We start from the raw sequence: 24,457 nt of genomic DNA on the forward strand, positions 1-24,457 counted from the left end.
CTAGGGTGTCATAGAACGATTCACAAGGGTTAGTTTCAGGCCATATGTATCGAATCACCCGCTAAGTGGGATTGCGGATTGAGCGAATTCGCCTACTCAGTATCCATGAATACACCAATAGTTCCGAGGAATCCGGACGCGAAAACCGTGAGCCCGACAACTGGATTGAAGTAGTGAGCAATAGCGAGACCAAGTAAACTGACCTGTGTACCCAAAATCATCATCTGCGTCCCGAGACGGTTGATATCGGCATCAGACTTCGGCACAGAAAAACAATAAAAAGGAGCCATGTTAAATATTGATAGAGCGTCAGTCTGTACTTAGCGATTCAACGAGAGCGTAGCAGCAGTATGGGAACTGTTCTATGACACCCTCAGTTGTCTCCGGAAGCGCTGTAGCTAGTGAAAATACAGCCCAGTCGGAGTCGGTTCAGCCCACCTCCACGAAATCCTTCTCGATCACGTTTGAAGTCGCTTCAAACGGCGGAACAGGCGGTTACAGGGCGGAAGTCCCAGACAGCGATGCAACCTGTGAAACTGTCGATACCGGGTTCCTAGGTAATGACACAGTCAAACGGTACGACTCAAAAACTATCGTTCAGGGGAAGGTCAAACCCGACAAAGAAGACGAAATAAAGTTCGACACTGACGACGGCGAACGGCCTCCAGGCGACGATTGGTGGTCTGCGGATCCTGGGGTCGATGTCACTCTAGACACACCTTCGGGCAGCGAAACGCTTCAGTAGACGACCGCCCCGCACAACTATTCCACCTCTGCTCGCCAACAGCAGACGATCCGGTCTGGAGTCGTTGTGCGGACCTCGAACGATCCGAGCTCTGCGTTCTTATTCACGTCTATTGGTGTCACACCGCGGCCAAAGACGAACTCGCCATTGGTAATCGGTTCCCGAGCACCGGCTTCCAGTTAGCGCAAGTGAACTCCTGTCGCCTCGCTATCCCTACCCAAAACGAGAACCTACCCTGTGTGGCCATCGCGTTGCCTGTGTCTGTACTTACCCCTTCGATCGGCATGCCGATATTAGATCTTCTCTCGGGCCTTTAGCCGGGCGTCAGTTGCACGATCGTGGGAATCGCGTGGTCTCTGGTGGGAACGCCCGTCCAAGGATTTGATACATCTAAATTTAGATTTAGATAGAAACTACTTTATAATTCTATCCGTCACGTTCCCAGTACCGATGGACGAGCAGACACACACGCACCTCTCACGCAGACGCACACTCACTGCCAGCGCCGGCGTTCTCAGCGCTGGCCTCGCCGGTTGCATAACGAGCGGCGACACCGACGGAGACCCGGAATCGGGACCGACCGTCGCAGTCGCGTCGTTTTTCAGCTTCTATGACTTCGCGCGGAAGATCGTCGCCGACACGCCGATCACCGTCCGCAATCTCATTCCCACGGGGCTCCACGGCCACGGCTGGGAGCCGAACGCAAGCATCACCAAGGAGATCCTCGACGCCGACGCGCTCATTCACGTCGGCCCGGATTTTCAACCCTGGGTTGACCGCGCAATCGAATCACTGGACGACGACGACGCCGATACTCGCCGCATCAACGTTCGGGATGGCGTCGAACTCGTTGACCTCGCTGCGAGCCTCGACCGCGACGAGGAGGGCATCGGCCAGAACCGCGGCAAAGACCCTCACTTCTGGCTCGATCCGAACCGAGCCAAGCAGTCCATCGACAACCTCACCGAGGGGTTCGTTCAGCTCGCACCCTCCCACGAAAACACACTCCGAACGAACGCCGCCGCGTACAAATCCGGGGTCCTGGACGAGCTCGACGACGCATACGCCGCCATCTTCGACCGCGCCGACCGTGACGTCGTTCAGTTGGCCGCGCACAACGCGTTCCAATACCTCGGGACGGCTTACGACATCGAAATGCGGCCGCTGGTGGTGAACTTGGCCGCCAGCGGGACGGTCAAGGCATCCGACATCATGGACGCCAAGCAAACGATCGACGACAACGACATCACGTACATCGGTGCGGCCGTGTTCGAAACCCGCCGCCCCGCCGAACAGCTGCTCAGTGAAACCGACGTGGAAGCCTATTACCCAGTCACGCCCTACGCGGGCGTTCGCGAGGACTGGGTCCAGCAGGGCTGGGGCTACGAGGAGATCGCGCGTAACATCAACATGCCCACGTTCAAGCTCCTGCTCGGGAACGCGGCTCCGGACGACGTCGGGGGCGCCGAGTGGAACGCCACATGGAGGAACTTCGAATGACACCACACCACGACAACACTGCCGACACGCCCGCCATCGAGCTCGCCGATGTCGCGTTCGGGTACACAGCCACCCCGGTCGTCGAAGACATCTCCCTTGCGGTCTCACCCGGTGAGTACATCGGCGTCGTCGGGCCCAACGGCTCCGGGAAGTCCACGCTCATGAAGCTCATGCTCGGGCTGTTGCGGCCCGACCGTGGTCGTGCCCGCCTGTTCGGGGTTCCAGCACACCAGTTCGACACCGGTTCGCGCATCGGCTACGTCGCCCAACACGCGAGCGCTTCCAAGGAGATGCCGATCACCGTCCGGGAGGTGGTCAAGATGGGGCGGTTCCCACACGTCGGCTTCGGCCAGCTGTCGGCCGACGACTGGGCCGTCGTCGACGAGGCGCTGGACACGGTCGGCATGTCGGCGTTCGCCGACCGCCGCGTCACCGAGTTATCCGGCGGACAGCGACAGCGCGCGTTCATCGCTCGCGCGCTCGCCGGTGAGGCCGAACTGCTCGTGTTCGACGAACCCACGGTCGGCGTCGACATCGAGTCCGTGGCTGCGTTCTACGACCTGTTGGACGTGCTGCACGACGACGGTATCACGGTCGTGCTCATCGAACACGACCTGGGTGCGGTCACCGAGCACGCCGAGCGCGTCATCTGTCTCAACCGAGAACTACATTTCGACGGCCCCACGGCGGAGTTCGTCGACAGCGACGCGCTCGCACGCGCGTTCGGCACCACGACCGCCGTGCTCGGTGACGACTGATGACGGACGTGATCGTCCAGCCGGCAGTCATCGAACCGCTGCTCGGCCCGCTGTACTGGCTGCTTGGCGTCTGGTCGCAGCTCATGACCGGGGTTGCGCGTGCAACCGGCCTGGAGGTCCTCCAATACGGGTTCATGCACCGCGCGATCCTGGTTGGGCTCTGCATCGGCGTGATGGCCCCGCTCATCGGGACGTTCCTAGTCCACCGGCAACTCGCCCTCATAGGGGACGCCCTCGCCCACACTGGGTTCGCCGGCGTTGCCATCGGCCTGTTCTTGAACGCCGTCTTTGAGTTCGGGATCTCGCCGTACCTGACGGCGGTGATCGTGGCGATGGTCGCGGCGCTACTGATCGAGGTGATCTCGGAGACGACCGACGCGTACAACGACGTCTCGATGGCGATCGTGTTGTCCACTGGGTTCGCGCTCGGCACCACGCTCATCAGCATCAACGCTGGTGGGCTGGCCGTCGGCGTCAATCAGTTCCTGTTCGGGAACCTCTCGACGGTCTCCACCGACAGCGCCGCCATCCTCCTGGTGTTGTTCACGATCATCATCGGCGTTGTCGGAGTGACCCGCAACCAACTGCTGTACGTGACCTTCGATGAGACCGCCGCTGCGGTTTCCGGGCTGTCCGTGAACTGGTACAACCGCATCATGGTGATGCTGACCGCCATGGTCGTCGTCGGTGCCATGCAGATCATGGGCGTCATCCTCGTGGCGGCGATGCTCGTCGTCCCCGTGGCGGGAGCGTCACAGGTCGCTCGCAGTTTCAACGAATCACTGCTCGTGTCAGTCGTGCTCGCGGAAATCGCCGTGGTGTTGGGCATCGCCGTCTCCTACTACGGGGAAGCGACTGCCGGGGGAGTGATCGTGTTGCTCGCCGTTGGAGTCTACGTGCTCGCAGTCCTGGCGGGGAAGCTACAGACCGCCCTCACCGGCACTGAAACGCCGGAGATGGGGGCGATCTCCCCGAACTCGGACCCGACGACGACCGACGACTGAGCCACTGCTACTCGCCGGCGACGAGACAGTCTCCGTCACGCTGTTCGCGTGACGGCAGTGCGGCACGCGACCGCCACGCCAACGGCGATCGCCGCACGCGTGGTGTTCGTCAGCGAGACGCCGGTAATGGACGCCACTGTCGTCGTCAACGAAAACACGACGACCACCGGAAGCACCCAGCCAACCGCCACCACCCACGGGGTCGCCAGCCCGCTGAGGCGGCCGGCACCGGCCCGGAACTCAGCTGCTGCCTCCTCGCGCAGCACCCAACCGACGATCCCGAGGAACGCAAGCAAGCCTAGGGTCAGCATGACATCAACGACGGGGCCGGAGACGAACCGGAACGCCGGCCCGGCGAGCGCCAGCCCGCTGCCGGTGGCCGCGAGCAGCAGTGTCACTGCCGCCGTCGCGACCCGCCGGGAGGCGTTGTAGTTGTCGACAAGCGTCGCCACGGGGGTTTCGAGGAGGTTGATGCCGCTGGTCACGGCCGCCAACAGCACGGTGAAAAAGAAGACCGTGGCGACAACGTTGCCACCCGGGAGTGCACCGAACGCGGTTGCGAGGGCAACGAACAGTGCGCCGGGGCCGCCCTGTCCCGGGGTGATGCCCTGGGAGATCAACAACGGGAGGACGACCAGCCCGGCGAGCACGCCGATCGCCGTGTTGGAGATCGCGATCACGACCGTATCTCGTGGCAGCGAGGCGTCGTCGTCGAGGTAGGAGGCGTACGTGAGCATCGCGCCAGCGCCCAGTGAGAGCGTGAACAGTGCCTGCCCCGCGGCGGGACCAAGCACCGAAAAGAAATTCGCAGCGAGGTAGTCGGGGTCGAAGCCGAGGTAGAACGCGTAGCCGGCGGCGGTGTTGGGTTGGGTGGCCGTCCAGACAGCCAGCCCGCCGAGCAACACGACGACCGCGGGGAGCATGACTTTCGAGACGCGTTCGATCCCCTGGCTCACGCCGAAGAAGACGATCAAAGCGATGATCCCGAGGAACAGCAGATGGAATCCGACTGCAGGGAGGCCGTGGCTCGCGTGGCTGAAGTACTGTTGTGGCTGTGCGAAGTACGCGCCCGTCGGTGAGAGCAGTGTGTACCGGAGGATCCAGCCGCCGACAACCGAGTAGAACGACAGCATCACCACGGTGGTGATGACGTTGAACGTCCCCACTGCGGTCCCCCATCGGGAACCGATCAGCGAGCGGAGCGCGCCGATGGGTGTTTGGCGGCCACGCCGCCCGAGCACGAACTCCGCGAGCAGTCCCGGGACCCCGATGCCAACCACGAGCAACAGGTACATCGCGAGGAACGCGCTCCCGCCGTTGTCGGCGGTCAGCCAGGGGAACCGCCAGATGTTCCCGAGGCCTGCCGCACTGCCGACGGCTGCAAGCACGAACCCGACGTTCGACACCCACGAATCACGATCAACCATCAGTGCACAACACTGGACACTGTAGGGTGAAGTTTGTGTCGTTTCGGACCGTCACGGCGGGTTCGACGGCGGTTCAATCGGTGGCCGCCTGGATCTCTTTGATGCGGGGTGCACCCCGAATCCCACCGAGCAGTACGAGGATCGTGAGCTCGTCCCCGCCGGGCATCGGGTTGTCACCGGTGCGAAGCTGTACGGACCCGATCTCGTCGGCCAGCCAACTCTGGCCGTCGGACACCGCCGTCTGGTGGAGCCACTCCGGCGGCCCGGACACCACGAGCAACCCGCTCCTGGCCGCGTCCCGCGGGCAGTCGAACGTCAACCGGCCGTTTGTCGCCTGCCGCAGGGTCGTCTCCACCGCCTTGATCGACTCCACCTCGTCGACGGTCGTCTCATCCATCCCAACCAGCTCTCGGGCGCGATCCAGCAGCGAGCCGTCGTCCCCGTCGGTCCCGAGCGGCTGGCGGGCGAACCCGATCGTCGCCAGCCCGCCCTCGTCGAGCGTCGAAATGACCTCACTGGCGTCGACCACGCGTTGCCCCACGGACTCCGCAGTCACGGCCTCCCCGGCGCTGAACAGCGCCCCGAGTCGCATCGCTAACTCCGCGTTTAGCCCGTCGGTCACGTCTTCCACGTCGTTTCTGTCGTCAACCCAGGCGTCGTTGTCGAACACGAGCTGTGCGTTCGCCGCGCTCTCGAAGGCCGCAATCGCGCGTGCCGGGTTCTCCGGCGGAACCTCCTCGTGGGTCGCCGGCAGCACCGACACCGCGTACACCGGCCGGTCGTAGATGCGCTGCAACGCGTCGGTGAGTTTCGGCGCGATCACTGACCCGGTCGCCCCGCCAACCCCTGCGATCACGATGATCGCGGCCGCATCCGAGGTGATCGCCGAGTCGACCGCCCGCCGCATCTCGACGTGATCGTCCTCGGCGAGCGCCTCGATGCGCTCCCGGGGACTGTCGGCATCACCCCCGAACCCGCTGTGCCCGAAGTGGTGGCGATCCTCCTCGGAGACGGCGTCGAGCGCAGCCAGCGCACCGCGGTCGGTCTCAAGCACCGACCCGCCGGCCAGGTACGACGCCTCTCGTGTGCTGTCATCTTCGTGGAGCGCATCGACGATGCGTCCGCCGGCACCGCCGACTCCAATGGCGACAACGCGCATACCACCGTATTCAGCCACGACACGTAAAAGCACTCAGGAACGTGCGTGCGCCACTCCCCCACAATCAGTCGGGACTCGCGCATTCGAAAACGCATATCGGTCCCCAGTGCCGAGTGCGGGTATGACTGAACTCGCAGGGACCGTTCTCGCCGGCGACGCCTTCGAGCCGACCCGGGGACGTGTCGTGATCGATGACGGCCGCATCGACGCCGTCGAGGAAGACACCCACGTCGATTCCGAAGACATCATTCTCCCCGCGTTCGTGAACGCCCACACCCATCTCGGCGACTCCATCGCGAAAGAAGCGGCCGTGGGGCTCTCCCTGGACGACGCCGTAGCGCCGCCGAACAGCCTGAAACATCGGCGTCTGGCGGCCGCCGACGACGACGACCTGGTGGCAGCGATGCGCCACACGCTCACGTTCATGCACCAGACCGGCACCGTTGCCTGCCTGGACTTCCGGGAGTCCGGCCGCCCCGGCACGGAGGCACTGCGCGCCGCCGCCGACACCGTCGACGTGACGCCGTTCATCTTCGGCAGCGGGGACCCGGACGTGCTCGACATCGCCGACGGCTACGGCGCGTCCGGTGCCAACGACAACGACTTCGCCGACGAACGCGCCGCCTGCACGCGTCGCGACGCCCCGTTCGCGATCCACGCCGGCGAACCCGACGCCACCGACATCCATCCGGCCCTGGACCTGGAGCCCGACCTCCTCGTGCACATGGTGCATGCCGAGGACACCCACCTCACGCGTGTCGCTGACCAGTCGGTCCCGATCGCGGTCTGTCCACGAGCAAACACGGTGCTCGATGTCGGCGACGCACCGATCCCCGCCCTCCTCGATCACACCACCGTTGCGCTCGGCACTGACAACGTGATGTTGAACCCGCCGTCGATGTTCCGGGAGATGGCCACCACCGCCAAGCGCTTCGACGTCTCCGCCACCGATGTCCTGCGAATGGCGACCACCGCCGGTGCCGAGATCGCCGGCCTCGACTGCGGCGTCATCGAACCCGGGCGGCGCGCCGCCCTCGTGGTGCTGGACGGCGATTCACACAACCTCCGCAACGCCGTCGATCCCGTGCAGGCGGTCGTGCGGCGCGCGACCGGCCTCGACGTCAAGCGCGTGCTCACGTAGCGATTCCGGGCACCCTACAGCTTCCGCGTCCACGCCGCCGTGTCGAACTGTTCGGCTGCGAGCGTGCGCGCCGCCTCCCGAGTCGCCGCCGACAGCGATCCCCGCCGCGTTTCGAACGTGTCCCCGATCGCCGCAACGAGTGCATCGACGATCGTGGCACGCGACGCGTCAGTGTGATCAGTCATCACTGCAACCCGCTTTTCGGCGGACGCCACGGCCTTATCCGAGAGTTTCTCTTCCCCGATCCGGAGCACGCGAAGCATCCGCTCGATGTCCAGATCGTAGCTCATCGTCGTGTGGTGCAACACCGCCCCGTCAGTCCGCAGCTGCGCCGCCCCGCCGAGCTTGCCGTCGGCGTGCACAATGTCGTTCAGCGGCTCGTAGCTGGCGTCGATGCCGACAGCCTGCAGGGCGTCGATGGCCCACTGGTCGAGGTACACGTAGCTGTCGGCAACGTCGTCGGGAACGTCCTCGGGCGGGAGGTACAGCGAGTACGTCAGCACCGCACCGGGTTCGACGTACATCGCCCCGCCACCGGTCGCGCGCCGCACCACGTCGATGTCGTGGCGCTCCACGTAGTCGGTGGCGACCTCGTCCTCGTAGGACTGGAACCGCCCGATCGGGACCGCGGGGGCGTCCCGGTACCACACCCGGAGTGTTGGCCCGATGTCGCCAGCCGCAACCTTGTCCGCAAGCACACGTTCGAGGGCCTGCTGGACCGGCTCGCTGTACGTGCCGTCGGTGATGACGCGAAGCGTCACGCGATCGCCTCCATGGTGGCGGCGGCCAGATCGCGCGCCTCGAACCCGATCAGACGGGCGTCCACGTCCGCGATCGCCTCCCGGAGCGTGGCGGCGTCGACGTCCACCGGGTGCCCTTCGATCGCGCGCTCCAGGTGTGGGCGCGCCTCCGGCGGTTCGAGGAAGAAATCGCCAGTCACGCGCACCGACGTGATGCGATCGTTGGCTGTCAGCGACACGCTAACGAGCTTGCCGTCCGGGACCTTGACTGTTCCGTGCTGCGCCATATCAGTCCGTGTGCGCGACCGGCCGTAAGTTCCCTGGGTGGTCTCGGACCCGGAACCGGCACGACACTATCCATCCATCACACGTTTCCCCGCGGCCCTCCTCGGTCACCCCATGATCGTCGTACACGCAACGTTCCGATTCGACCCCGACGCGCGCGACGACGCCCTCGAACTGATCGCGGACCTCGTCGAGCAGTCACAGACCGAGGACGGACTGATCGACTACCGCGCCGCGGTCGACGTTTCGGACCCCAACGTGGTTCGGTTCTTCGAGCAGTACGAGGACGCCGCCGCGTTCGACGCCCACTCGCAGACCGACCACTTCCAGGCGTTCGAACAGCAGCTTCCGGAGTTGCTCGCGGGCGAGCCGGAGATCCGCCGGTTCGATGTCGATTCCGTCACCGAGCCACCCCTGTAACCCGGCCGCCGCGCTCCTGCCGACTGGCCCCGTCTCACTGGTGTTTCGGGGGCGTCTCATCGCGCTCCCGTTCGAGAGTGCGCCGTCGAGCCGTGAACTCCTCGTCGTCAATGTCGCCGGCCGCGTAGCGCTCCCGCAGCACTGCCATGGCGGTGTCGCCGCCGGTCGCCCCATCATCGTCCATGGCACGGCGGACACGGACCACGAGATACCCCATCGCTACCACGAGTGCAGCCAGGACGACCAGCCACAGGACAGTCGAGATCAGCCCCCCGGCCATGCCGCCCCCCATCGGCCCGTGCGCACCATGGTGTGGCCCCATTTGTGCGAGCCCAGTGTGTCGAATCATTCGTTGGACACCTCCTCGTGTGTGTGTACGCCAGCCCCACAGTTAACCAAGGGGGCCGTTCTCGCACTCCGGGAACACAGCCGAACGCACATTCATACGCCGACTCCCGGTGCCTACTGTAATCCCGGTATCGCCGCCAGCAGCCGGTAGAGTCCGAAACTGAGCACCGCCCCGCCCACCATCGACCCGACCCACGCCGCCACCGTGTAGCCCGTCTTCGTGACCGACACGCCGCCAGTGTCGGCCGCTCCACCGACGAGCCCGGCCCCGATGATGCTTGAGATCATCACCTTATTGAACGAGATCGGGTAGCCGAACATGATCGCCGCCTGTGCGGTCAGAAACGCCGGGATGAACGCCGCGATCGACCGCTTCGGGCCAAGCGACGCGTACTCCCTGGCGACCGCCTGGATCAGTCGCGGCGACCGCACCCAGCCGCCAACCAGGATGCCAACGCCGCCGAGAACCAGCAGGTATATCGCCGGCAGATCCAGCGCGGACTCGAACACTGGCTCCAGGGGCCCCGTGGCAAGCCCCACCTGGGATCCGCCGCTGGTGAACAGGACGGCCAGCGCAAGCCCCACCAGCAGCCGGTGGATGCCGGTCGTCACGTCCCGCCGCAACTGCCAGTACATCGCGCCCGCGAGCACCACCGCAATAGCGCCGGCGACGCCCAGTGCGGTGGTGGGCACCACCCCCGCAGGGAGGTGGCGCGCGACGACGCCGGCGACCGTGGCCCGCGCGCCCTGTGGCGCGGGCAGCACCGACAGCCGAATCATCGCCAACGCATACCCGACACCGCCCGCGAGCACGGGCACTGTCACGTGGTCCGGAACACGGTCACCGATCAGCACCCGAGCGAGCGCGTACGCGAGCACGCCCTCGACGATCGGGATCGCGAACCAGAACCCCAGAATGTTGAGATACGTGCCGACCGCGAACCCGCCCCCGAGTGCGACGCCCGCCCCGACCGCAGCGCCGGTGACGGTGAACGCCGACGGGATCGGGTATCCCCGTGAGTTCCCGATCGTGATGAGGGTGGCGGCGGTCAGCAGCGTCGCCGCGGCGGCCAGGGGTGTGATCGTGACACCGGTGACGAGTCCATGCCCGATGGTTTCGGAGATGCTGCCGCCCTGGGAGATCGCGCCCAGCCCGGCCACGATCCCGACCAGCAACGCCCCACGCAGCGTCGACAGCGCGTTCGCGCCCACCGCCGGCGCGATCGGTGCGGAGTTGCTGTTCGCGCCGACGGTGAACGCCATGAACATCGATGCAACGAGCGCCACGAGTGCGAGAAGCGAAGCCATGAATGAAATCCGTCTCCCCGTGCTGGGCTGTTCTCACGAGTCCGTCCGTATGGATGCGTCGATCGCGGACGCAACCACGCCCGCCATCCACTCAGAACCGCCCGCGGGCGCCGTCCTCGCGAACGTCAGTGCTGAACACAGCTGTCACGTCCGCCGTGGTGCCACGGCTCGAATACACCGTTACTTCGTCACCGGGGGTGATCGTCGTCTCCGAGCGCGCGATCTCCGCCTCCCCGTCGCCCGTCCGGACCGCGACAACCAGGACGTCGTCGGGCAACACCCCCGTCGACCGCGCATCCACGAGCATCGTGTCCGCGATCGGCGCGTCAGCGCCCACCGTGATCCGGAACACGGCCGCGTCACCAGCAACCGGCATGGACTCCGATACGGCGGGCTGTCTGGCAACCCGGTACAGTGATTCGGCGGCGAGATCGTGCAGCCCGGCAACCGTGTAGACGCCCAACTCCGCAAACAGGTGGCGGTGCGCCGGGCGCTGTAGCAGCGACACAACCGTGGGGATGTCGTGTTCGGCCCCGAGCAGACACACGAAGAGATTCGTCGGATCCCGCCCAGTGGTGGTGATCAGGGCGTCGGCGCGGTCGGCCCCTGCGTCCTGGATCGTCGACTCGTCCGTGGCGTCGGCGTGCAACACCGCACAGTCGTAGGCGTCGGCGATCTCGTTCGCGCGCCCCCCGTCCTGCTCGACGACGACGACCTCGTTCCCGGATCCAGTCGCAACGTCCACCAGCGGCGCTCCGACCGTCCCCGCTCCGACGATGATGACCTGCATCACTGTCGCGTTCACAACGCGGATAAATCCTCGCTTCGGTTGTTCACCCACTGACCGCCACGGCGTGGGGGTGCCGGCTCCCGCCCCGCCTCACAGCTCCTCTTTCATCTCGCCGCGCCGGTAGCGCTCACGCAGCTCGTACCCGGTGACGCGGCCGCCGTCGTCGAGCGTGATCTCGTATCGGCCGATGATGTCCTGGGTGTCGGGGACGGCGCTCCGCTCGACCACTTCGGCGAGGATTCGCCACCCGCCGTCGGCCCCCGACTCGGCGGTGATGATGCCGTCGAAGGGGTGTTCGAGCAGCTCGGCAACGGCCTCCCGAGCACGCGCCTGGGCGTCAGCGAGCCCGATCGGCGACGATCCCGCTGTGTCGCCGTCGGGGGTCTCATCCGTGCCGTCCGGTTGGTCGGCTACTGGATCGTCCATGCGTGTGCGTAGTCGGGTGCCATCACGAAAGCGTTACTCCGCGGTCAGCCAGCGTCTCCTCGATCACGTCCCGGAGCGCCTCGACGTCGCTTCGCTGGCTCACCTTCGACGCCAGCACGTCCGTACACACGTCCACGACGGTGTCGGCGTCCGGGTCGTCGGCCGCAGTCAGCCCTTCGGCCGCCATGATCGCGGCGCGGGTGCCGACGGTGATCTCCAGGCGCTCCCGGAGTTCGCGCATCATCCCCACGATGGCCGCGACCGGCACGTCGGCCGCCTCGACGTGCGCACGAACGATGGCGGTCTCGGTCTCGGCATCGTAGAAGTCCATGTGCAGCCCGACCAGCCGGTCGAGCAACGCGTCCTGTGGCTCGTGAACGCCGGCGTACTCGACGGAGTTCGAGGTCAGGATCGTTCGGAACGCCGGATGCACGTCGACGTACCGCGACGCCCCGCGTTTGCCGGGGAGCTCGAGGACGCCCTCCTCGAACACCGACAGCAACACGTTGTTGGCCACTGGTTTGGTGCGCGAGAACTCGTTGTACACGAGCGTCGCGCCCTCCTGGACGGCCAGCGTCAGCGGGTTGTCAACCCAGCGGTCACGGACGATGTCCTTGCGCTTGACGACGTTGTGGATGAACTGGTCGTGCTCCGAGATGCGCTCGGTCTCGGCGTACTCCCCGACCAGATCACTCGTCGTGAGGTCGGCGTCCCCGTTGACCCAGACCACCGGCCGGTCACGCGTCCGAGCGACGTGCATCGCCACTGCGGTCTTCCCGCAGCCAGTCGGTCCGATCAAGTGAACCGGTCGGTCGACGCTGAGCCACCGCCGCATGCGGTCGGTGACCCGCGCCACCGCGTCGGTCTCGATGAACGACTGCTCGTCGGGAATGAACGCGTCGCCGACGCGGTCGCCTGCCTGCTCGGAATCGGTGTCCCGCGCGTCCGCGAGCCGCTTGAGTTCCTTGTCCTCGCTGCCCCGTGACTGACGCTTATCGCTGCGCGAGGACCGGATTTTCGACCCTCTGACCTTGCGGTTCCGTGAGGTGTCGGTCATGCGTGATCATCCGGCCGGAGCGGAACGTCCTCGCCGTACTCGTCGCGGTAGCCGTCGATGGTCATCTCATGGGTCTGGAGGTGGGGCTCAGTGATCGCCTGGTAGTACTCCTCGCACACCCGACACTGCACCATGTCCTCGGGCGTGTCGTCCTCTTCGGGCTGTGCCCTGGTGACTGTGGCCTGGCCCGACAGCACGTCCGTCTGGGCAGTGGTGTCGTCGGCGTCCGTCTGGGCAGTGGCGTCGTCGGTGTGTCCGTAGAACGCACGTGCGTACGCAGCAAACGACGCCGCAGTGTCGTCGAAGTCAGCCCGCGTTGCCGCGATGTCAGCGGTCAGCGCGGGGACGGCACTCTCGTGCACGTCGTGCCGGTACGCCTCGAACCCCTCCTGTTTGGCGGTGAACGACGCCGCCGTCTCAGCGGCGTCCGCGTGCAACGCCCCGACGGCGGGGGCGAACTCGTCGGTGGTGTAGTCCTCGAAGTCGGTCGTGACGGCACGGAACTCCTCGCGCAGCGCTTCGATGTCGCGGTGCAGCGCCGAAACGTCGTGCATAGCGGCGGCGTCGGCAGCGAACGCGGTGGTGTAGGCGTCGAACGCCGCTGCCGTGGCTTCGAGGTCCGCCCGGAGCGCGGCGGTCTCGTCGTGGTGAGTGCTGACAGCAGTGGCGAACGACTCACAGTACGCGTCCACGGCCGCCCGCATGTCACGGATGTTCTCCCGGTGCCGGCTGTCCGTACGGATGCTGTTGACGTCCGCGGCGAACTCCTCGGCGTACGCGTCCATCGCCTCGCGGACGTCGGTGACTGCCGCCCGGGCTTCGATCATCGCCTCTCGGTGGTCTGTAACCGTCATTGTCTGGGTGGAATGGGGCTAAGAAAGCGGCGTGGTGTGGTTGTGTTCGATGCATCTCCCTGGTTGCTCACCGGAGTGCTCTCGCTACGCCTCGGGTGCCGGTTCGGGGGCCTCGGCACCCGCAGTGAGTTCTGCCTGTTCGATTTTCGCGATTTCCTCGGCGTAGTGGAGGAACGTGTCGACCGATGCGGCCACGACGCGGGCCTCGACGGTCAGGATCTCGATCCCGACAAGCGAGATGCGAGCCCACACGTCGACGACAACGCCTTTGTCCAGTACACGGTCGAGAACCTCCGCCAAGCTTGAGGAGTCTGGTTGCGCCATAGTGATCTGGGTGGTACCCACCCGCAACTACAGGGAGTGTCCGGAAAACCGCCGTTGTGAGTTCAACCCCCGTTTCGGCGCTCGTAATAGTTCGCTGATTTGTACAAAATCTTGAACAAGATAAAAATGCGTTCGGATTGTTTCAACACTTGTAATGGTAGTCGAACTGAATATTACGGGTCGAAACTCCAGGTAACAGAGCGTTGAGACAGTCACGCCGCGAGGTGACCACCGGCACCACACGACCGACGACCACACAGACCGACCAATGAGCGCACGCACGCCACTCCACGCACCCCCATCCCACGAGGGGATCGCACACTTCCCCCGCGAGATCCGGCGGTTTTTCACCGGCGAGCCGGGCCAGACGCTGCTGGTCAACGGTGCCCCAGGCACGGGCAAAACGCTGTTCACGATCCGCGGCCTCGACGTGCTGAGCCGAGAGGGAGACGTGCTCTACGTGTCCACGCGCGTTGATCAGGAGACCGTCTACGAGATGTACGTCGAAGGGCACGCCGCACTGGACAGAACAGCACTGCTCGACCTTTCACAGGACCCGTTCGGGTTGCCGATGGATGTCGACGTTCCCTTCGAGACGCTGAACCTGGAGTCGTTGCTCTCGTGGGTCGACGCCATCAGCGCCCCGGCCACCAAGCTCACACTCGCCTTCGACAGCTGGCGGCTGGTCTACGAGTATCTAGCCGCCCGCCACGACTCCCCACCCAGCATCGAAACCGTCACCAACCAACTCGTGGCGCTCGCCCGCGACGCCGGCGTGCGCCTCGTGTTGGTGTCCGAGACGGCCACCCAGTCGCCACTGGAGTACATCGTCGACGGCGTCGTGACACTCCACGTGACGGACAACGAGCGCGGCCGCACCAGACGCCAGCTGCGGTTAGAGAAGCTCCGTGGCGTCCGCATCGAGAACCGCCTACAGCCGTTCACGCTGGCCGACGGACAGTTCAAAGCCATCACACCGGTCGAGCTGTCGACCACGCAGTCGGTCCCCGACGAGGCGACCTGGGAGCCGTTGGCGAACCCGACGGCGCGATTCTCCACGGGGATCCGAGACCTCGATACCATCCTCTCGGGGGGGTTCAATCGCGGCGGGGTCGTCCACCTCGATCTGGGGGCCGACCTGTCCCGCGATGCCTGGAGCGTGCTGGTGTTGCCGGCGATCCGGAACTTCCTCGCAAACGAGATGGGGGTCGCCGTCGTCCCCCCCAAGGAGGGCAGCCCGGGGTTGCTGCACAACGACCTCAGCGCGGTCCTCTCCAAGGCGGTGTTCGACACGCACTGCCACGTCTTCGAGACGTACGCCGGCCCCACGCGAGACCACGACGACGCAGTGGATCCCGACCGACTGCCCGGCCACGACACCACGCCGACCGAACACGGGACGCTGTCCTACGACCCGTATATCGCCCGCGCCGAACGGATCCGAGAGCACAGTGACGGGCCGCTGCTACACGTCATTAGCATGGATACAGCCTACCACGCCTTCGAAACCCGCCTGGGCGACTTCGCGAACTACGTCGCCCTGCACAACGACGCAAGCGTTCTCATCACCAAGCCAGGGACCGCCCTCCGCACGCGAGCAGACCGCGTCGCGGACATGCACTTCCGACTGGAGTGTGCCGGCGACGCCATCGTGCTGTACGGCGAAACCCCGCTCACGCCGCTGCTCGGAATCGGCGTCGACCAGTCCGGCACGATCCCGGAAATCACGCTCACGGAGATGGTGTGACCGCATGGACGACCTCTTAGCGGAGCTCAAATCCGAGATGGATGCGGCCGGCGTCGACGCCGACGTGGAGTTCTCGCTGCCGACCCTGGAGCTCACGGCGGCGCTCGACGCCACCATCGACGACACGTCCCAGCTCTACACCGATGATCCGCCACACCATTACACGGACACGCCGCTGACCGGCGACGACCTCCCGCTGCTCGAGGCCTGGCTGGACGACGCCCAGCTCCACGGCGTCGGCGACGACATCATCGCCGAATACATCGACGAAGTGTTGCTGGTGTTGATCACCGTGCGTGGCGGTGCCTGTGGCAAGGAGTTGCTACAGGACGTGCGGCGGTTGTTCGGCGCGGATGTCAGCCCGGGCACGATGTACCCACACCTCAAGCAGCTCGCCGATGCCGGCCTCCTCGAAATGAGCGAACTCACCAAGCGGAAGGTGTACCGCGTCGCGGACGCCCAAGCCGCCATCGAGCACGTCGACAGCGTCGTCCTGCAGTTGCTCACGTTCGCTGTCGGATTACAGACCATCATGGCAGACTGCATCGTGAACCAATCAGCGGACCCACAGCCCCAGGATGAGTGAGTCACACCTCTACACGTACGGCATCATCGACGACAACGAATCGCTCGCCCTGAACGTCGACGGCGTCGCCGGCGCGACCCGCGCGTACACCGTCTCGTACAGATCGCTGTCGGCGGTCGTCTCCGACATCGAGACGACCGACCCCGAGCGAACCGACGCGGCCGTTGAAGCGCACAACACCGTCCTGCAGGCGGTGCTCGAACACGACGCCACGCGCGCTGTCGTCCCAATGAGCTTCGGAATGGCGTTCAAGAACGCGCGCACACTGAAAGGCGTGCTCCGGGGGGCACGCCGGGCACTCCGGAGCACGCTCACCGAGATCGCCGGCACAGTCGAGCTCGGCGTGAAGGTGCTTGCGCCCGGTGACGACACCGCCGTCGACACGGCCGCGGTTCGGTCAGACGTCACCGCCCGGCTGAGTGCGTTGAGCGTCGGGGAAACGGAAAACGACTGCTTCACGGACCGACTGATCATCAACAAGTCGTATCTGGTCGAGCACGACACCAGGGACGCCTTCGACGCCGCCATCGACGAGATCGACGCCGCCCACGACGACCTCACGGTTCGGTACACGGGCCCGTGGCCCCCGTACAACTTCGTGGACATCCATATCGGCGCTGAGCAGGCCCAACAGGGGGGTAGATAGCCGTGTTCGTCCTCGATGACCTGTTCGTGAACCCGTTCCTCTCGCTGGTGGATATCCTCCAGACGATGGCCCTCGACGAACTGTACGACACCAGCGAGATCCGCGACCAGATCAAGGAAAACCAGCTGCTGTACGAGATCGGCGACCGGCCCGCGGACGAGTACGAGCGCCGCAAACAGGAGCTGGAAGCCCAACTGCGGACGGCCGAACAGATCCGCGACCAGATGCGCGACCGCATGGAGATCAAGAACTGATGCCCACCGACGATCCGTCCGACCGGCCGAGCGGGCTCCTCGACCAGCTCAGTCGCCTCATCGAGACGCTCGCAGAACTCGACGACGACAACGGCGAACAGCACGGCCACTCCACGATCGACCGCGGTCGCACACGAATCGACTACGATTACGCCGTTTCGATCGGTCTGGGTTCCGACGCCCGTTCGCCGTCGACGCCCGCCGGGAACGCCGACGACGCAGGCGATGCGGAGACGGCGCACATCGAAACCCGCGCGTCCGACGACAGCGACGACCTCGTGGTGGTCGCCGACCTGCCGGGCGTCACCGACGAGACAGCCGTCGATGCAGCCGTTGAGGACACAGGCGCACTCACGATCAGCGTCGGCGACGACGTTGTCGAGCGACTCACCCTCGACGACCCAGGGATGACGATCACGTCGCTGACGGTCACCAACCAGATCCTCGAGCTGCGGGTCACCCCCAGCGAGCCATCAGCCACCGACACATGACACCCACGAACCGACACACCCACGGCCAGAACGCACAGCACGCCCGCCGGAACGCCCAACAGAGCCGGGACGCCGCGCGGCGCAAACTCATCGCCCAACACGCGGCGCTCGCCGAGCAGCGGGCGCGCAACCGCCGCCGCAGCGACACCGAGCAGCCCACCAGCGACACCACCAACCCGGCCGCACATTCGACGCTGCCGGCACAACGAACGAACGCCCAAAACGCAGCCCGAAACGCCCACTCGACCGTCCCGGAACAGCCCACGCACGCCACGACCGCGGCCCGAGCGCGGCTGTATGGGCTGCGTCTCCACAACACGGCGACCACCGACAAATGAGCGACCCCAAACCAACGCGCTCACAGGGTGATCTCGCCGAAACCCTGGAGCTGCTGCTCGACAAGGGAGTGGTGGTCAACGCCGACATCGCGGTCAGCGTCGGCGACACGGAGCTCCTCGGGGTCGAGCTTCGTGCAGCCATTGCGTCCTTCGAGACGGCCGCGGAGTACGGGCTTGACTTCCCGACGGGAACCGACATGGAGCGCGTGACTGCCGCCGCGGGCGTGGACGCCGACGACAGCAAGTCGGTGCTTGAGCGCCCTGACCCACCCACAACGGAGGGGTCGGAGTAACATGGAGATCGCGCTTGACGACCACGACGACGAGGACCTCCAGAGCGGGCTCACGGCGCTCGTCGTGACAGTCGTCGAACTCCTGGTCGAGGCACTCGAAGGGGAGGCCGTGCGGCGCATGGAGTCGGGCTCCCTGTCGGACGCGGAGATCGAGCGACTCGGGAGCCAACTCCAGGCGCTCGAGGCGGAACTAGACCGCCTGCAGGCCGACCAGGACATCGAGGCGGCCGTCGACGAGTTCAAAGACGACTTGGACCACGTGCTCCGGGACGCCATCACACAGATGTCGGAGGCCGACTCCACACCGGGGTTCGAACCCCAGCACAGCGCTGACGGCGACTCCGGTGGTGGGTCAGCGTGACGCCCGCACAGTCGCAGGCTCGCGCACAGCTTTCGGACGGGCGGTACGTCTACTGCGTCGTCGACACCACGTCCGTGCCATCAGCTTCCGTCGGGGAGACGACGGGAATCGACGACGAGACCGTTCGCGTGGTCTCCGTCGACGGCGTCGGCGCTGTCGTCCACGACTGCACGTCGGTGTACGACGCCGACGACATCGATCAGGTGAAGCGGTGGCTGGTCACCCACCAGCAGGTCGTCGACGATGTCAGTGACGTGTTCGGCACGCCACTCCCGATGCGGTTCGACACCGTCTTCGCCGGCGGCGACAGTGCGCTCACCGACTGGCTTGCTGACACGCATCCCCGTCTCCGCACTGAACTGGACGGGTTTGCCGGCTGCTGGGAGTATCGCGTCACCCTGCTGTGGGACCCACAGCCCTTCGAGGCGCACGTAACCGCCACCGACGACACGCTCCAGGCTCTCGAAGCGCGCCAGGCCGAGGCTGACGCAGGCACGACGTTCCTGCTCGAAAAGCAGTACGACGCCCGGCTGGCGGAGCGCCGCCGGGCACGTCGGTCGGCGCTCGCCAGTGACCTGTCCGCAGCCGTCGAACCGGTCGCCACCCAGGTGGCGTCCCAAGACACCACAACGTCTCTGCGGGACGAGTCGGTATCCGAGCGTCATACGCCGATCGCGCGACTCGCCGTGCTCGCGCCCGAAACCGACGAATCCGCGCTGGGATCGCAACTGGACGACATCGCCGCACGCGACGGCGTGACGATCCGATTCACCGGCCCCTGGCCGCCGTACACGTTCGCGCCCGACATCTGTACCGATGAACCCAACCAAGCGTAACTCCCACGCCATCGTTGAATTCGTCGACGTACTGTTGCGCGACGGGGCCGTGATCCAGGCGGACGCGATCGTCACGGTTGCCGGCGTCCCCCTGCTCGGGATCAGCCTTCGCGCCGCGATCGCGGGCATGACCACCATGACCGAATACGGCATATTCGACGGCTGGGACGCCGACCACCGCCGCCGGAACGCCCAGCCCTGAGTTCAACTACTCCGTCTCGCCGTAGCCGTCGTTGGCCATCCGGTCGGCGACGGCATCCACATTGTCGAACGCCGCCAACAGCGCGTACTCGCGGGCGTCGGTCTTCGACACCGCGTCAGTGTCGAGGCGGGCGGCCAGCTGCCGCCGGAACTCGGCCTCCTGGGCGACCACCCTGTCGCGGGCGAACACCTCCAAGCGGTTGTCGCGCTCGTCACCAACCGTGTTTCGGCGCACGAAGTAGGGGTACGTGTGTCCGTCCGTCTCCGACGTCGCGCCCTGTTCGGTTGGGGTTGGGTCGGCTGCGTCCGGACCGGATTCCGTCGCGTCGTCGGCTTCGTCCTCGTCGGCGGTGCTGTCGCCGCCGAAGTCCAGGTCGCCAGCGCCCTGCTTGAACGAGTTCCCCATCAGTCGGCCACCTCCGGGTGTCCGTTGCCCGCCATCTGCAGGGTCTCGGTCCCGTCGTCAACGATGTCCAGGACCAACTCTTCGGGGACCGTGGCGTCGAAGGTGTCGGTGGCGATGAACCCGGCGAGTCGCCAAATCGTCTCCAGGGTTTCGAGTTCGCGGTCAGGCACCCGTCGCTTTCCGCGCTCGCTCACCATCCCGTCGTCGCCCTCGTAGGTCTTCCAGCGCTCCTCGATGACTTTGAACGCAGATCCGTGGGCCTCCCACATGGCGTCCATCAGGCTCTCTCGGGAGCCGATCGAGACCGGTGTCGCGAACGCGTCCGTGGTCTCGAACCGGTCGCGGTACTGCTTGTGGGCGTTCGTCTGCCCCACCCCACAGGGGACCACACACGACAAGCCGACGCCGATGTCGAGTTCGGTCTCCATGTTCCCGACCATCTCTTCGAGGCCGTCCAGGCTGAGGCTGCCCTTGCCAGCCGGTTTGACCGGCGCGACGAGCGTGCGAAGCGCGTACATCGCGTTGTACAGGAGGTCTTCGGCGCGTGCGTTGGGGTCGATGAGCACCACGTCGTACTGCTCGTTCACCTGTTCGCGCTCCCACAGCAGCCGGTACAGCAGCTCGTAGCGCGGGTACTCCTCGCGGGACACGTCTTTCACGCCGGTCTCGTACGTGATCTTCTGTTCGAGGTTGGACGTGAAGTCACTCAGCATGTCGTGGCTCGGCACGATGTCGACGCCCTCTGGGGACGTCTCGATGAGCGATGCGAAGTCGCCGTCCGGCATCTCGAGGATGTGCTTGACAAGGTTGTCCGCGTTCGGATCGCTGCGGTCCTCACCCACGTCGAACAGTGACGTGAGGTTGCCAGTCTGCGGGTCGAGGTCAAGCACCAGCACATCGAGGTCCATTCGGCTGAGCGCGACCGCGAGGTTCGCGGTCATCGTGGTTTTGAACGTTCCTCCGGACTCGGCGTAGACAACCGCCGTGATCATGTGTGTCCCTACGAGCACCCGGTTACATATATCTGTGTCAGACTGTCTTGACAGTTTTCTGGAACAGATATCTGTAACGACTATCTGTAACAGAAATCTGGAGGGCCATCGGTCACAGGGAACGCCCGGAACCGCACTGTCGCGGCTGCAGCCGCGTTTTCGCAGCAATCCCGTATCACCGACACCTGGCCACTGCCCGCTCGGACGACCTACCTGTCTGTCACAGGTAGTTGTTACAGCGTTCTGTAACAGATCTCTGTACCTACTGTCTGTAACAGCCTACTGTTCCGGCCCACTGTCACAGCGACACGGGTGTGGTGGCTTTCCCACCTCGACTACCCGCTACAGACCCAGTTCTCACCTGACTACTGCCGTCTCGGGCTGATTGGAAGCGACTGGTCGTCAGTCGTGTGCCGCCCACGACGGCGTCACCCCCGCATGAGGTCCCTGACCTCGTCCGCCACGTCCGCTTCGACGGCGAGCACGTATCGGCGCTCGGGTTCTAAGACCATCTCCGGGCCAGCCAGGTGCTCGCGGTCGGCGGTCGAGATCAGGAGGCTCCCCTCCGGGAGCGCGATCTCATCGAGGCGGCGGCCGGCAACAGGTGCCGACTCGGCGACCGAGATCTCGATGATGTCCAGATCACTCGTGGGGTAGACGAGCGTGCGAACGTCCTCGCCGGTGAGCATATCCGCCGCGTAGTCGCCACCGAGGTATTTCGGAAGGAGGGTGGCGTCGACGACCTCCTCGTACTCCTCGTTGCACTGCGTGTCCGCGCGGGCGAGCGTCTGAATCGCGGGGTTGAGGTGTTGGGCTTCCATGCAGATCGCGAGGTTCGCGCTGGTGTCGTCGGTGAGCGCGGCGATGGCGTCGGCGTCGTCGAGATCGGCCTGGGTGAGAATCGACGGCCGGGTCGCGTCGCCGTGAATGACGGGGCCGACGTAGGCGTCGGAGAGCTCCGCGACGCGCTGCTCATCGGGTTCGATGAGCACCACGTCATGGCCAAGCGACGAGAGGTTGCCGGCTGCTTGGAGGCCGACCTGACCGCCGCCGGCGATCACGAAGCGCTTCAGTTGTGGCATATATTCTCATTCACAGCCAACGGTCTTCAAACTATCTTGATTCAGCGAGAGAATCCCGCCGTTCCACGGCGGGCGTGAACCGCGTAAGCCCGGTGCCACAGTCCACGCGGGTCTGCCTGAGGGAATACCCACCGGCACAAGAATTGTGCGACTTGGGTGAATTGTTTTTCGTGAGGCCAAATAGAGTACAACCTGCAGTCCGGGTCGCACACAGTCTACGCGCTCTAATCTCACTTTGTAACCGTCACGAAGTACCGGGCCGACATTCTCACCGATGAGCGGCTGGGACGCGTGGCCGAAGTTGCCCACGAGATTGCAGAGGACTTCGAGACCGATATACAGAACGTCGACGGTGGCACCGACCACGTTCACATCCAGTTCACGACCAAACCCACCACCAACCTCACAAAGTTCATCAACTCCCTGAAGGGCGTCACCTCGCGCCGGATTCGCAAAGAGTACCCCAATGTTAAAGACCGCCTCGAAGATGCTTTCTGGCAACCGGGGTACTTCCTCACCACGACCGGGCAGGTCAGCATCGACGTGTTGATGGATTACGTTGAAAATCAGTAGCATGACCACCACGACCACGAAAACGCTGGAGGCCACGCTCGCCCCACCGACAACCCACAAAAAGCGCAAACTGTGTGACCTGCTCGATACCTACCGGGCAGGACTCCACGAAGCGTTCGACGCCGGGTGCGAGACGATGACCGCCACCAGCGACGTGGTGACGCCCTACGACCTACCGTATCAGGCAAAAGCGGCCCTGTGCAACTACGTCCCGCAACTGCACGGCACCTACGACGCACAGGAGTTAGACGACGACCATCCGGTTCGACTCACCAACCAAGCCGCCGAGTTCGACCACTCGCCGGAGCGGGACTACGAGTTTACGTGGTGGGTGCCACAGCCGGGCCGAGGGACGAACTTCTGGATTCCGCTTCGCATCAATCCCGCCCAAGAAGGGCTGTGGCACGACCTCGGTGACGGTGAGGCGTCGGCAGGGCAACTCCGCCTGCAACGCCACCGCACATCGTGGACACTCCACGTCACCGTCGAGTATCCGGTCGAAGAACCTGACTACGACGCGACAGACGACGACGACGTAACACCAGTTGGCTTCGATATTGGCGAAGCACACCTGCTCGCGGGCTGTGCCTACGAGCAGGGCACTCCGACTGACCCACTACTCATCAACCGCGGTCGAGCGCGACACCTCCGCAAAGCGATGTTCACGATGCTCTGCCGCCTGCAAGAGCGTGACGCCGCCCAATGGCGAATAGACGAGCGATTTGACCACTCCCAGAACGCGCTCACGGACATTATCGAGAAGGCCAGCCGGGAAGCCGTCGAGTACGCCCAGCAATTCGAGAAGCCGCTTATCGTCCTCGAAGATTTGGCCCACATCCGCGAGTCGCTGGACTACGGCGAGTGGATGAACCGACGCCTCCACGCATGGGCGTTCGCTCGCGTTCAACAGCGCATCAGGGACAAAGCACGAGAGGCTGGTATCCCGGTCAGATACGTGCGACCGGACTACACGAGTCAGACGTGCCACGAGTGCGGTCACATCGGGTATCGGAACGGCGACGAGTTCCGGTGCCAGAACGAGGAGTGTTGGGTGTCGGAGTATCACGCAGACATTAACGCGGCGGTCAACATCGCTGACCGCCACGACCCGTGGGGTGAGAGCCTGCCGCTGAAACCGGCGGGCGATGACATTTCACGGGATGGGAGCGCCTGTGACAGCGCCGCGACCCCCACCGAGCAGAGCCAACCTCGGCAGATGACGCTCGGAGAGGTCGGGTCGGAACCCCCTGCCGGTAGTTAGCCGGTATTCTCATGCAGGGAAGCCGCGCCGTTCACGGCGCGGAGGATGTCACGTCGTGGGCGTTGGTGTCACCGCCCCACCTGGTCCCGGAGCCACGTCGCCAC

32 protein-coding genes and 1 pseudogene are annotated in these 24,457 nt (G+C 65.1%); 18 read left to right on the forward strand and 15 right to left on the reverse strand.

What is annotated here, in order from left to right; translation table 11 throughout:
• Positions 1-92: 92 nt before the first annotated feature.
• Positions 93-266, reverse strand: a complete 174-nt coding sequence (locus APQ99_RS12635; protein ID WP_168731177.1) for a hypothetical protein — start codon at positions 264-266, stop codon at positions 93-95.
• Positions 267-364: 98 nt separating this feature from the next.
• On the opposite strand from APQ99_RS12635, the gene APQ99_RS10525 reads away from it, so the two are divergent.
• From APQ99_RS10525 to APQ99_RS10540, 4 genes are all read left to right on the forward strand, one after another.
• The gene (locus tag APQ99_RS10525; protein WP_136361701.1) at positions 365-745 is read left to right on the forward strand and encodes a hypothetical protein; all 381 of its coding nucleotides are present in this window, start codon (positions 365-367) and stop codon (positions 743-745) included.
• Positions 746-1,195: 450 nt separating this feature from the next.
• Positions 1,196-2,245 carry a metal ABC transporter substrate-binding protein gene (locus APQ99_RS10530; protein ID WP_010904123.1) on the forward strand — a complete coding sequence of 350 codons (1,050 nt, stop codon included), beginning with the start codon at positions 1,196-1,198 and terminating at the stop codon, positions 2,243-2,245.
• Positions 2,227-3,003, forward strand: a complete 777-nt coding sequence (locus tag APQ99_RS10535) for a metal ABC transporter ATP-binding protein (RefSeq protein ID WP_010904122.1) — start codon at positions 2,227-2,229, stop codon at positions 3,001-3,003. The genes APQ99_RS10530 and APQ99_RS10535 overlap by 19 nt, the downstream gene beginning before the upstream one ends.
• Positions 3,003-4,007, forward strand: coding sequence for a metal ABC transporter permease (locus APQ99_RS10540; protein ID WP_010904121.1), 1,005 nt, complete (start codon positions 3,003-3,005; stop codon positions 4,005-4,007). Before APQ99_RS10535 ends, APQ99_RS10540 begins: the two co-directional genes overlap by 1 nt.
• A gap of 35 nt (positions 4,008-4,042) precedes the next feature.
• On the opposite strand, the gene APQ99_RS10545 is transcribed toward APQ99_RS10540, so the two are convergent.
• On the reverse strand, positions 4,043-5,434 hold the full coding sequence (locus APQ99_RS10545; protein WP_012289631.1) for a sodium-dependent transporter: 1,392 nt from the start codon (positions 5,432-5,434) through the stop codon (positions 4,043-4,045).
• 73 nt (positions 5,435-5,507) lie between these two features.
• Positions 5,508-6,593: a tubulin/FtsZ family protein gene (locus tag APQ99_RS10550; RefSeq protein ID WP_010904119.1), complete on the reverse strand. Its 1,086-nt coding sequence runs from the start codon at positions 6,591-6,593 to the stop codon at positions 5,508-5,510.
• Positions 6,594-6,714: 121 nt separating this feature from the next.
• Between APQ99_RS10550 and APQ99_RS10555 the strand changes: the two genes are divergently transcribed.
• Entirely contained in the window at positions 6,715-7,734 is a 1,020-nt protein-coding gene (locus tag APQ99_RS10555) for an amidohydrolase family protein (protein WP_012289630.1), read from the forward strand.
• A 14-nt stretch (positions 7,735-7,748) separates the two neighbouring features.
• On the opposite strand, the gene APQ99_RS10560 is transcribed toward APQ99_RS10555, so the two are convergent.
• A complete protein-coding gene (locus tag APQ99_RS10560; RefSeq protein WP_012289629.1) occupies positions 7,749-8,495 on the reverse strand; it encodes a lipoate--protein ligase family protein in 747 nt (248 codons plus the stop codon).
• The gene (locus APQ99_RS10565; RefSeq protein WP_010904116.1) at positions 8,492-8,761 is read right to left on the reverse strand and encodes a hypothetical protein; all 270 of its coding nucleotides are present in this window, start codon (positions 8,759-8,761) and stop codon (positions 8,492-8,494) included. The genes APQ99_RS10560 and APQ99_RS10565 overlap by 4 nt, the downstream gene beginning before the upstream one ends.
• Positions 8,762-8,873: 112 nt before the next feature.
• On the opposite strand from APQ99_RS10565, the gene APQ99_RS10570 reads away from it, so the two are divergent.
• Positions 8,874-9,179, forward strand: a complete 306-nt coding sequence (locus APQ99_RS10570) for a putative quinol monooxygenase (RefSeq protein WP_010904115.1) — start codon at positions 8,874-8,876, stop codon at positions 9,177-9,179.
• A gap of 34 nt (positions 9,180-9,213) precedes the next feature.
• Here the strand turns inward: APQ99_RS10570 and APQ99_RS10575 are convergent, their stop codons facing one another.
• The 7 genes from APQ99_RS10575 to gvpA all read right to left on the reverse strand — a co-directional run bounded on the left by APQ99_RS10575 (position 9,214) and on the right by gvpA (position 14,286).
• Entirely contained in the window at positions 9,214-9,528 is a 315-nt protein-coding gene (locus tag APQ99_RS10575) for an SHOCT domain-containing protein (RefSeq protein ID WP_010904114.1), read from the reverse strand.
• Between the two features lie 113 nt (positions 9,529-9,641).
• A complete protein-coding gene (locus APQ99_RS10580) occupies positions 9,642-10,835 on the reverse strand; it encodes an inorganic phosphate transporter (RefSeq protein ID WP_010904113.1) in 1,194 nt (397 codons plus the stop codon).
• A 91-nt stretch (positions 10,836-10,926) separates the two neighbouring features.
• Positions 10,927-11,625, reverse strand: a complete 699-nt coding sequence (locus APQ99_RS10585; protein WP_010904112.1) for a potassium channel family protein — start codon at positions 11,623-11,625, stop codon at positions 10,927-10,929.
• Positions 11,626-11,715: 90 nt separating this feature from the next.
• Positions 11,716-12,051, reverse strand: a complete 336-nt coding sequence (gene gvpO / locus APQ99_RS10590; RefSeq protein ID WP_010904111.1) for a gas vesicle protein GvpO — start codon at positions 12,049-12,051, stop codon at positions 11,716-11,718.
• A 22-nt stretch (positions 12,052-12,073) separates the two neighbouring features.
• Positions 12,074-13,108 (reverse strand): gas vesicle protein GvpN, encoded by a 1,035-nt coding sequence (gene gvpN / locus APQ99_RS10595; protein WP_010904110.1) that lies wholly within the window; start codon positions 13,106-13,108, stop codon positions 12,074-12,076.
• Positions 13,105-13,962, reverse strand: a complete 858-nt coding sequence (gvpC, locus tag APQ99_RS10600) for a gas vesicle protein GvpC (protein ID WP_012289628.1) — start codon at positions 13,960-13,962, stop codon at positions 13,105-13,107. Before gvpC ends, gvpN begins: the two co-directional genes overlap by 4 nt.
• Before the next feature lie 84 nt (positions 13,963-14,046).
• Entirely contained in the window at positions 14,047-14,286 is a 240-nt protein-coding gene (gene gvpA, locus APQ99_RS10605) for a gas vesicle protein GvpA (protein WP_010904108.1), read from the reverse strand.
• Positions 14,287-14,554: 268 nt separating this feature from the next.
• Between gvpA and gvpD the strand changes: the two genes are divergently transcribed.
• From gvpD to gvpM, 10 genes are read left to right on the forward strand one after another with little or no spacing between them, the layout of a single operon-like run.
• Positions 14,555-16,033: a gas vesicle protein GvpD gene (gene gvpD, locus APQ99_RS10610; protein WP_010904107.1), complete on the forward strand. Its 1,479-nt coding sequence runs from the start codon at positions 14,555-14,557 to the stop codon at positions 16,031-16,033.
• 4 nt (positions 16,034-16,037) lie between these two features.
• A complete protein-coding gene (gvpE, locus tag APQ99_RS10615) occupies positions 16,038-16,619 on the forward strand; it encodes a gas vesicle transcriptional activator GvpE (RefSeq protein ID WP_010904106.1) in 582 nt (193 codons plus the stop codon).
• The gene (gene gvpF / locus APQ99_RS10620; RefSeq protein ID WP_010904105.1) at positions 16,612-17,265 is read left to right on the forward strand and encodes a gas vesicle protein GvpF; all 654 of its coding nucleotides are present in this window, start codon (positions 16,612-16,614) and stop codon (positions 17,263-17,265) included. Before gvpE ends, gvpF begins: the two co-directional genes overlap by 8 nt.
• 2 nt (positions 17,266-17,267) lie before the next feature.
• Positions 17,268-17,519: a gas vesicle protein GvpG gene (gene gvpG, locus APQ99_RS10625; protein WP_012289627.1), complete on the forward strand. Its 252-nt coding sequence runs from the start codon at positions 17,268-17,270 to the stop codon at positions 17,517-17,519.
• Positions 17,519-18,010: a gas vesicle protein GvpH gene (gene gvpH / locus APQ99_RS10630; protein WP_010904103.1), complete on the forward strand. Its 492-nt coding sequence runs from the start codon at positions 17,519-17,521 to the stop codon at positions 18,008-18,010. Before gvpG ends, gvpH begins: the two co-directional genes overlap by 1 nt.
• On the forward strand, positions 18,007-18,348 hold the full coding sequence (gene gvpI / locus APQ99_RS10635) for a gas vesicle protein GvpI (RefSeq protein ID WP_010904102.1): 342 nt from the start codon (positions 18,007-18,009) through the stop codon (positions 18,346-18,348). Before gvpH ends, gvpI begins: the two co-directional genes overlap by 4 nt.
• A complete protein-coding gene (gvpJ, locus tag APQ99_RS10640; RefSeq protein WP_010904101.1) occupies positions 18,345-18,641 on the forward strand; it encodes a gas vesicle protein GvpJ in 297 nt (98 codons plus the stop codon). The genes gvpI and gvpJ overlap by 4 nt, the downstream gene beginning before the upstream one ends.
• 1 nt (position 18,642) lies before the next feature.
• Positions 18,643-19,002 carry a gas vesicle protein K gene (locus APQ99_RS10645; protein WP_010904100.1) on the forward strand — a complete coding sequence of 120 codons (360 nt, stop codon included), beginning with the start codon at positions 18,643-18,645 and terminating at the stop codon, positions 19,000-19,002.
• Positions 18,999-19,838, forward strand: coding sequence for a gas vesicle protein GvpL (gene gvpL, locus APQ99_RS10650; RefSeq protein ID WP_012289626.1), 840 nt, complete (start codon positions 18,999-19,001; stop codon positions 19,836-19,838). Before APQ99_RS10645 ends, gvpL begins: the two co-directional genes overlap by 4 nt.
• Positions 19,819-20,040, forward strand: a complete 222-nt coding sequence (gvpM, locus tag APQ99_RS10655; protein WP_012289625.1) for a gas vesicle protein GvpM — start codon at positions 19,819-19,821, stop codon at positions 20,038-20,040. Before gvpL ends, gvpM begins: the two co-directional genes overlap by 20 nt.
• A 6-nt stretch (positions 20,041-20,046) precedes the next feature.
• Here the strand turns inward: gvpM and APQ99_RS10660 are convergent, their stop codons facing one another.
• From APQ99_RS10660 to APQ99_RS10670, 3 genes are all read right to left on the reverse strand, one after another.
• Positions 20,047-20,445, reverse strand: coding sequence for a hypothetical protein (locus APQ99_RS10660; RefSeq protein ID WP_010904098.1), 399 nt, complete (start codon positions 20,443-20,445; stop codon positions 20,047-20,049).
• A complete protein-coding gene (locus APQ99_RS10665) occupies positions 20,445-21,437 on the reverse strand; it encodes a ParA family protein (RefSeq protein WP_010904097.1) in 993 nt (330 codons plus the stop codon). The genes APQ99_RS10660 and APQ99_RS10665 overlap by 1 nt, the downstream gene beginning before the upstream one ends.
• Positions 21,438-21,865: 428 nt before the next feature.
• A complete protein-coding gene (locus APQ99_RS10670; protein WP_010904095.1) occupies positions 21,866-22,519 on the reverse strand; it encodes a potassium channel family protein in 654 nt (217 codons plus the stop codon).
• A gap of 180 nt (positions 22,520-22,699) precedes the next feature.
• On the opposite strand from APQ99_RS10670, the pseudogene tnpA reads away from it, so the two are divergent.
• Positions 22,700-23,092: pseudogene (tnpA, locus tag APQ99_RS10675) on the forward strand (IS200/IS605 family transposase).
• A gap of 1 nt (position 23,093) precedes the next feature.
• The gene (locus APQ99_RS10680; protein ID WP_012289623.1) at positions 23,094-24,353 is read left to right on the forward strand and encodes an RNA-guided endonuclease TnpB family protein; all 1,260 of its coding nucleotides are present in this window, start codon (positions 23,094-23,096) and stop codon (positions 24,351-24,353) included.
• Positions 24,354-24,457: the final 104 nt, after the last annotated feature.

This window comes from Halobacterium salinarum DSM 3754 (genome assembly GCF_008124605.1).
GTDB lineage: Archaea > Halobacteriota > Halobacteria > Halobacteriales > Halobacteriaceae > Halobacterium > Halobacterium salinarum.

What these genes read in the sequence shown, in the direction of transcription:
- APQ99_RS10525 (WP_136361701.1), top strand. Translation starts at nt 365, where the DNA reads ATGACACCCTCAGTTGTCTCCGGAAGCGCTGTAGCTAGTGAAAATACA.
- APQ99_RS10530 (WP_010904123.1), top strand. Translation starts at nt 1,196, where the DNA reads ATGGACGAGCAGACACACACGCACCTCTCACGCAGACGCACACTCACT.
- APQ99_RS10535 (WP_010904122.1), top strand. Translation starts at nt 2,227, where the DNA reads ATGGAGGAACTTCGAATGACACCACACCACGACAACACTGCCGACACG.
- APQ99_RS10540 (WP_010904121.1), top strand. Translation starts at nt 3,003, where the DNA reads ATGACGGACGTGATCGTCCAGCCGGCAGTCATCGAACCGCTGCTCGGC.
- APQ99_RS10545 (WP_012289631.1), bottom strand. Translation starts at nt 5,434, where the DNA reads ATGGTTGATCGTGATTCGTGGGTGTCGAACGTCGGGTTCGTGCTTGCA.
- APQ99_RS10550 (WP_010904119.1), bottom strand. Translation starts at nt 6,593, where the DNA reads ATGCGCGTTGTCGCCATTGGAGTCGGCGGTGCCGGCGGACGCATCGTC.
- APQ99_RS10555 (WP_012289630.1), top strand. Translation starts at nt 6,715, where the DNA reads ATGACTGAACTCGCAGGGACCGTTCTCGCCGGCGACGCCTTCGAGCCG.
- APQ99_RS10565 (WP_010904116.1), bottom strand. Translation starts at nt 8,761, where the DNA reads ATGGCGCAGCACGGAACAGTCAAGGTCCCGGACGGCAAGCTCGTTAGC.
- APQ99_RS10570 (WP_010904115.1), top strand. Translation starts at nt 8,874, where the DNA reads ATGATCGTCGTACACGCAACGTTCCGATTCGACCCCGACGCGCGCGAC.
- APQ99_RS10575 (WP_010904114.1), bottom strand. Translation starts at nt 9,528, where the DNA reads ATGATTCGACACACTGGGCTCGCACAAATGGGGCCACACCATGGTGCG.
- APQ99_RS10580 (WP_010904113.1), bottom strand. Translation starts at nt 10,835, where the DNA reads ATGGCTTCGCTTCTCGCACTCGTGGCGCTCGTTGCATCGATGTTCATG.
- APQ99_RS10585 (WP_010904112.1), bottom strand. Translation starts at nt 11,625, where the DNA reads ATGCAGGTCATCATCGTCGGAGCGGGGACGGTCGGAGCGCCGCTGGTG.
- gvpO (WP_010904111.1), bottom strand. Translation starts at nt 12,051, where the DNA reads ATGGACGATCCAGTAGCCGACCAACCGGACGGCACGGATGAGACCCCC.
- gvpN (WP_010904110.1), bottom strand. Translation starts at nt 13,108, where the DNA reads ATGACCGACACCTCACGGAACCGCAAGGTCAGAGGGTCGAAAATCCGG.
- gvpC (WP_012289628.1), bottom strand. Translation starts at nt 13,962, where the DNA reads ATGACGGTTACAGACCACCGAGAGGCGATGATCGAAGCCCGGGCGGCA.
- gvpA (WP_010904108.1), bottom strand. Translation starts at nt 14,286, where the DNA reads ATGGCGCAACCAGACTCCTCAAGCTTGGCGGAGGTTCTCGACCGTGTA.
- gvpD (WP_010904107.1), top strand. Translation starts at nt 14,555, where the DNA reads ATGAGCGCACGCACGCCACTCCACGCACCCCCATCCCACGAGGGGATC.
- gvpE (WP_010904106.1), top strand. Translation starts at nt 16,038, where the DNA reads ATGGACGACCTCTTAGCGGAGCTCAAATCCGAGATGGATGCGGCCGGC.
- gvpF (WP_010904105.1), top strand. Translation starts at nt 16,612, where the DNA reads ATGAGTGAGTCACACCTCTACACGTACGGCATCATCGACGACAACGAA.
- gvpH (WP_010904103.1), top strand. Translation starts at nt 17,519, where the DNA reads ATGCCCACCGACGATCCGTCCGACCGGCCGAGCGGGCTCCTCGACCAG.
- gvpI (WP_010904102.1), top strand. Translation starts at nt 18,007, where the DNA reads ATGACACCCACGAACCGACACACCCACGGCCAGAACGCACAGCACGCC.
- gvpJ (WP_010904101.1), top strand. Translation starts at nt 18,345, where the DNA reads ATGAGCGACCCCAAACCAACGCGCTCACAGGGTGATCTCGCCGAAACC.
- APQ99_RS10645 (WP_010904100.1), top strand. Translation starts at nt 18,643, where the DNA reads ATGGAGATCGCGCTTGACGACCACGACGACGAGGACCTCCAGAGCGGG.
- gvpM (WP_012289625.1), top strand. Translation starts at nt 19,819, where the DNA reads ATGAACCCAACCAAGCGTAACTCCCACGCCATCGTTGAATTCGTCGAC.
- APQ99_RS10660 (WP_010904098.1), bottom strand. Translation starts at nt 20,445, where the DNA reads ATGGGGAACTCGTTCAAGCAGGGCGCTGGCGACCTGGACTTCGGCGGC.
- APQ99_RS10665 (WP_010904097.1), bottom strand. Translation starts at nt 21,437, where the DNA reads ATGATCACGGCGGTTGTCTACGCCGAGTCCGGAGGAACGTTCAAAACC.
- APQ99_RS10670 (WP_010904095.1), bottom strand. Translation starts at nt 22,519, where the DNA reads ATGCCACAACTGAAGCGCTTCGTGATCGCCGGCGGCGGTCAGGTCGGC.
- APQ99_RS10680 (WP_012289623.1), top strand. Translation starts at nt 23,094, where the DNA reads ATGACCACCACGACCACGAAAACGCTGGAGGCCACGCTCGCCCCACCG.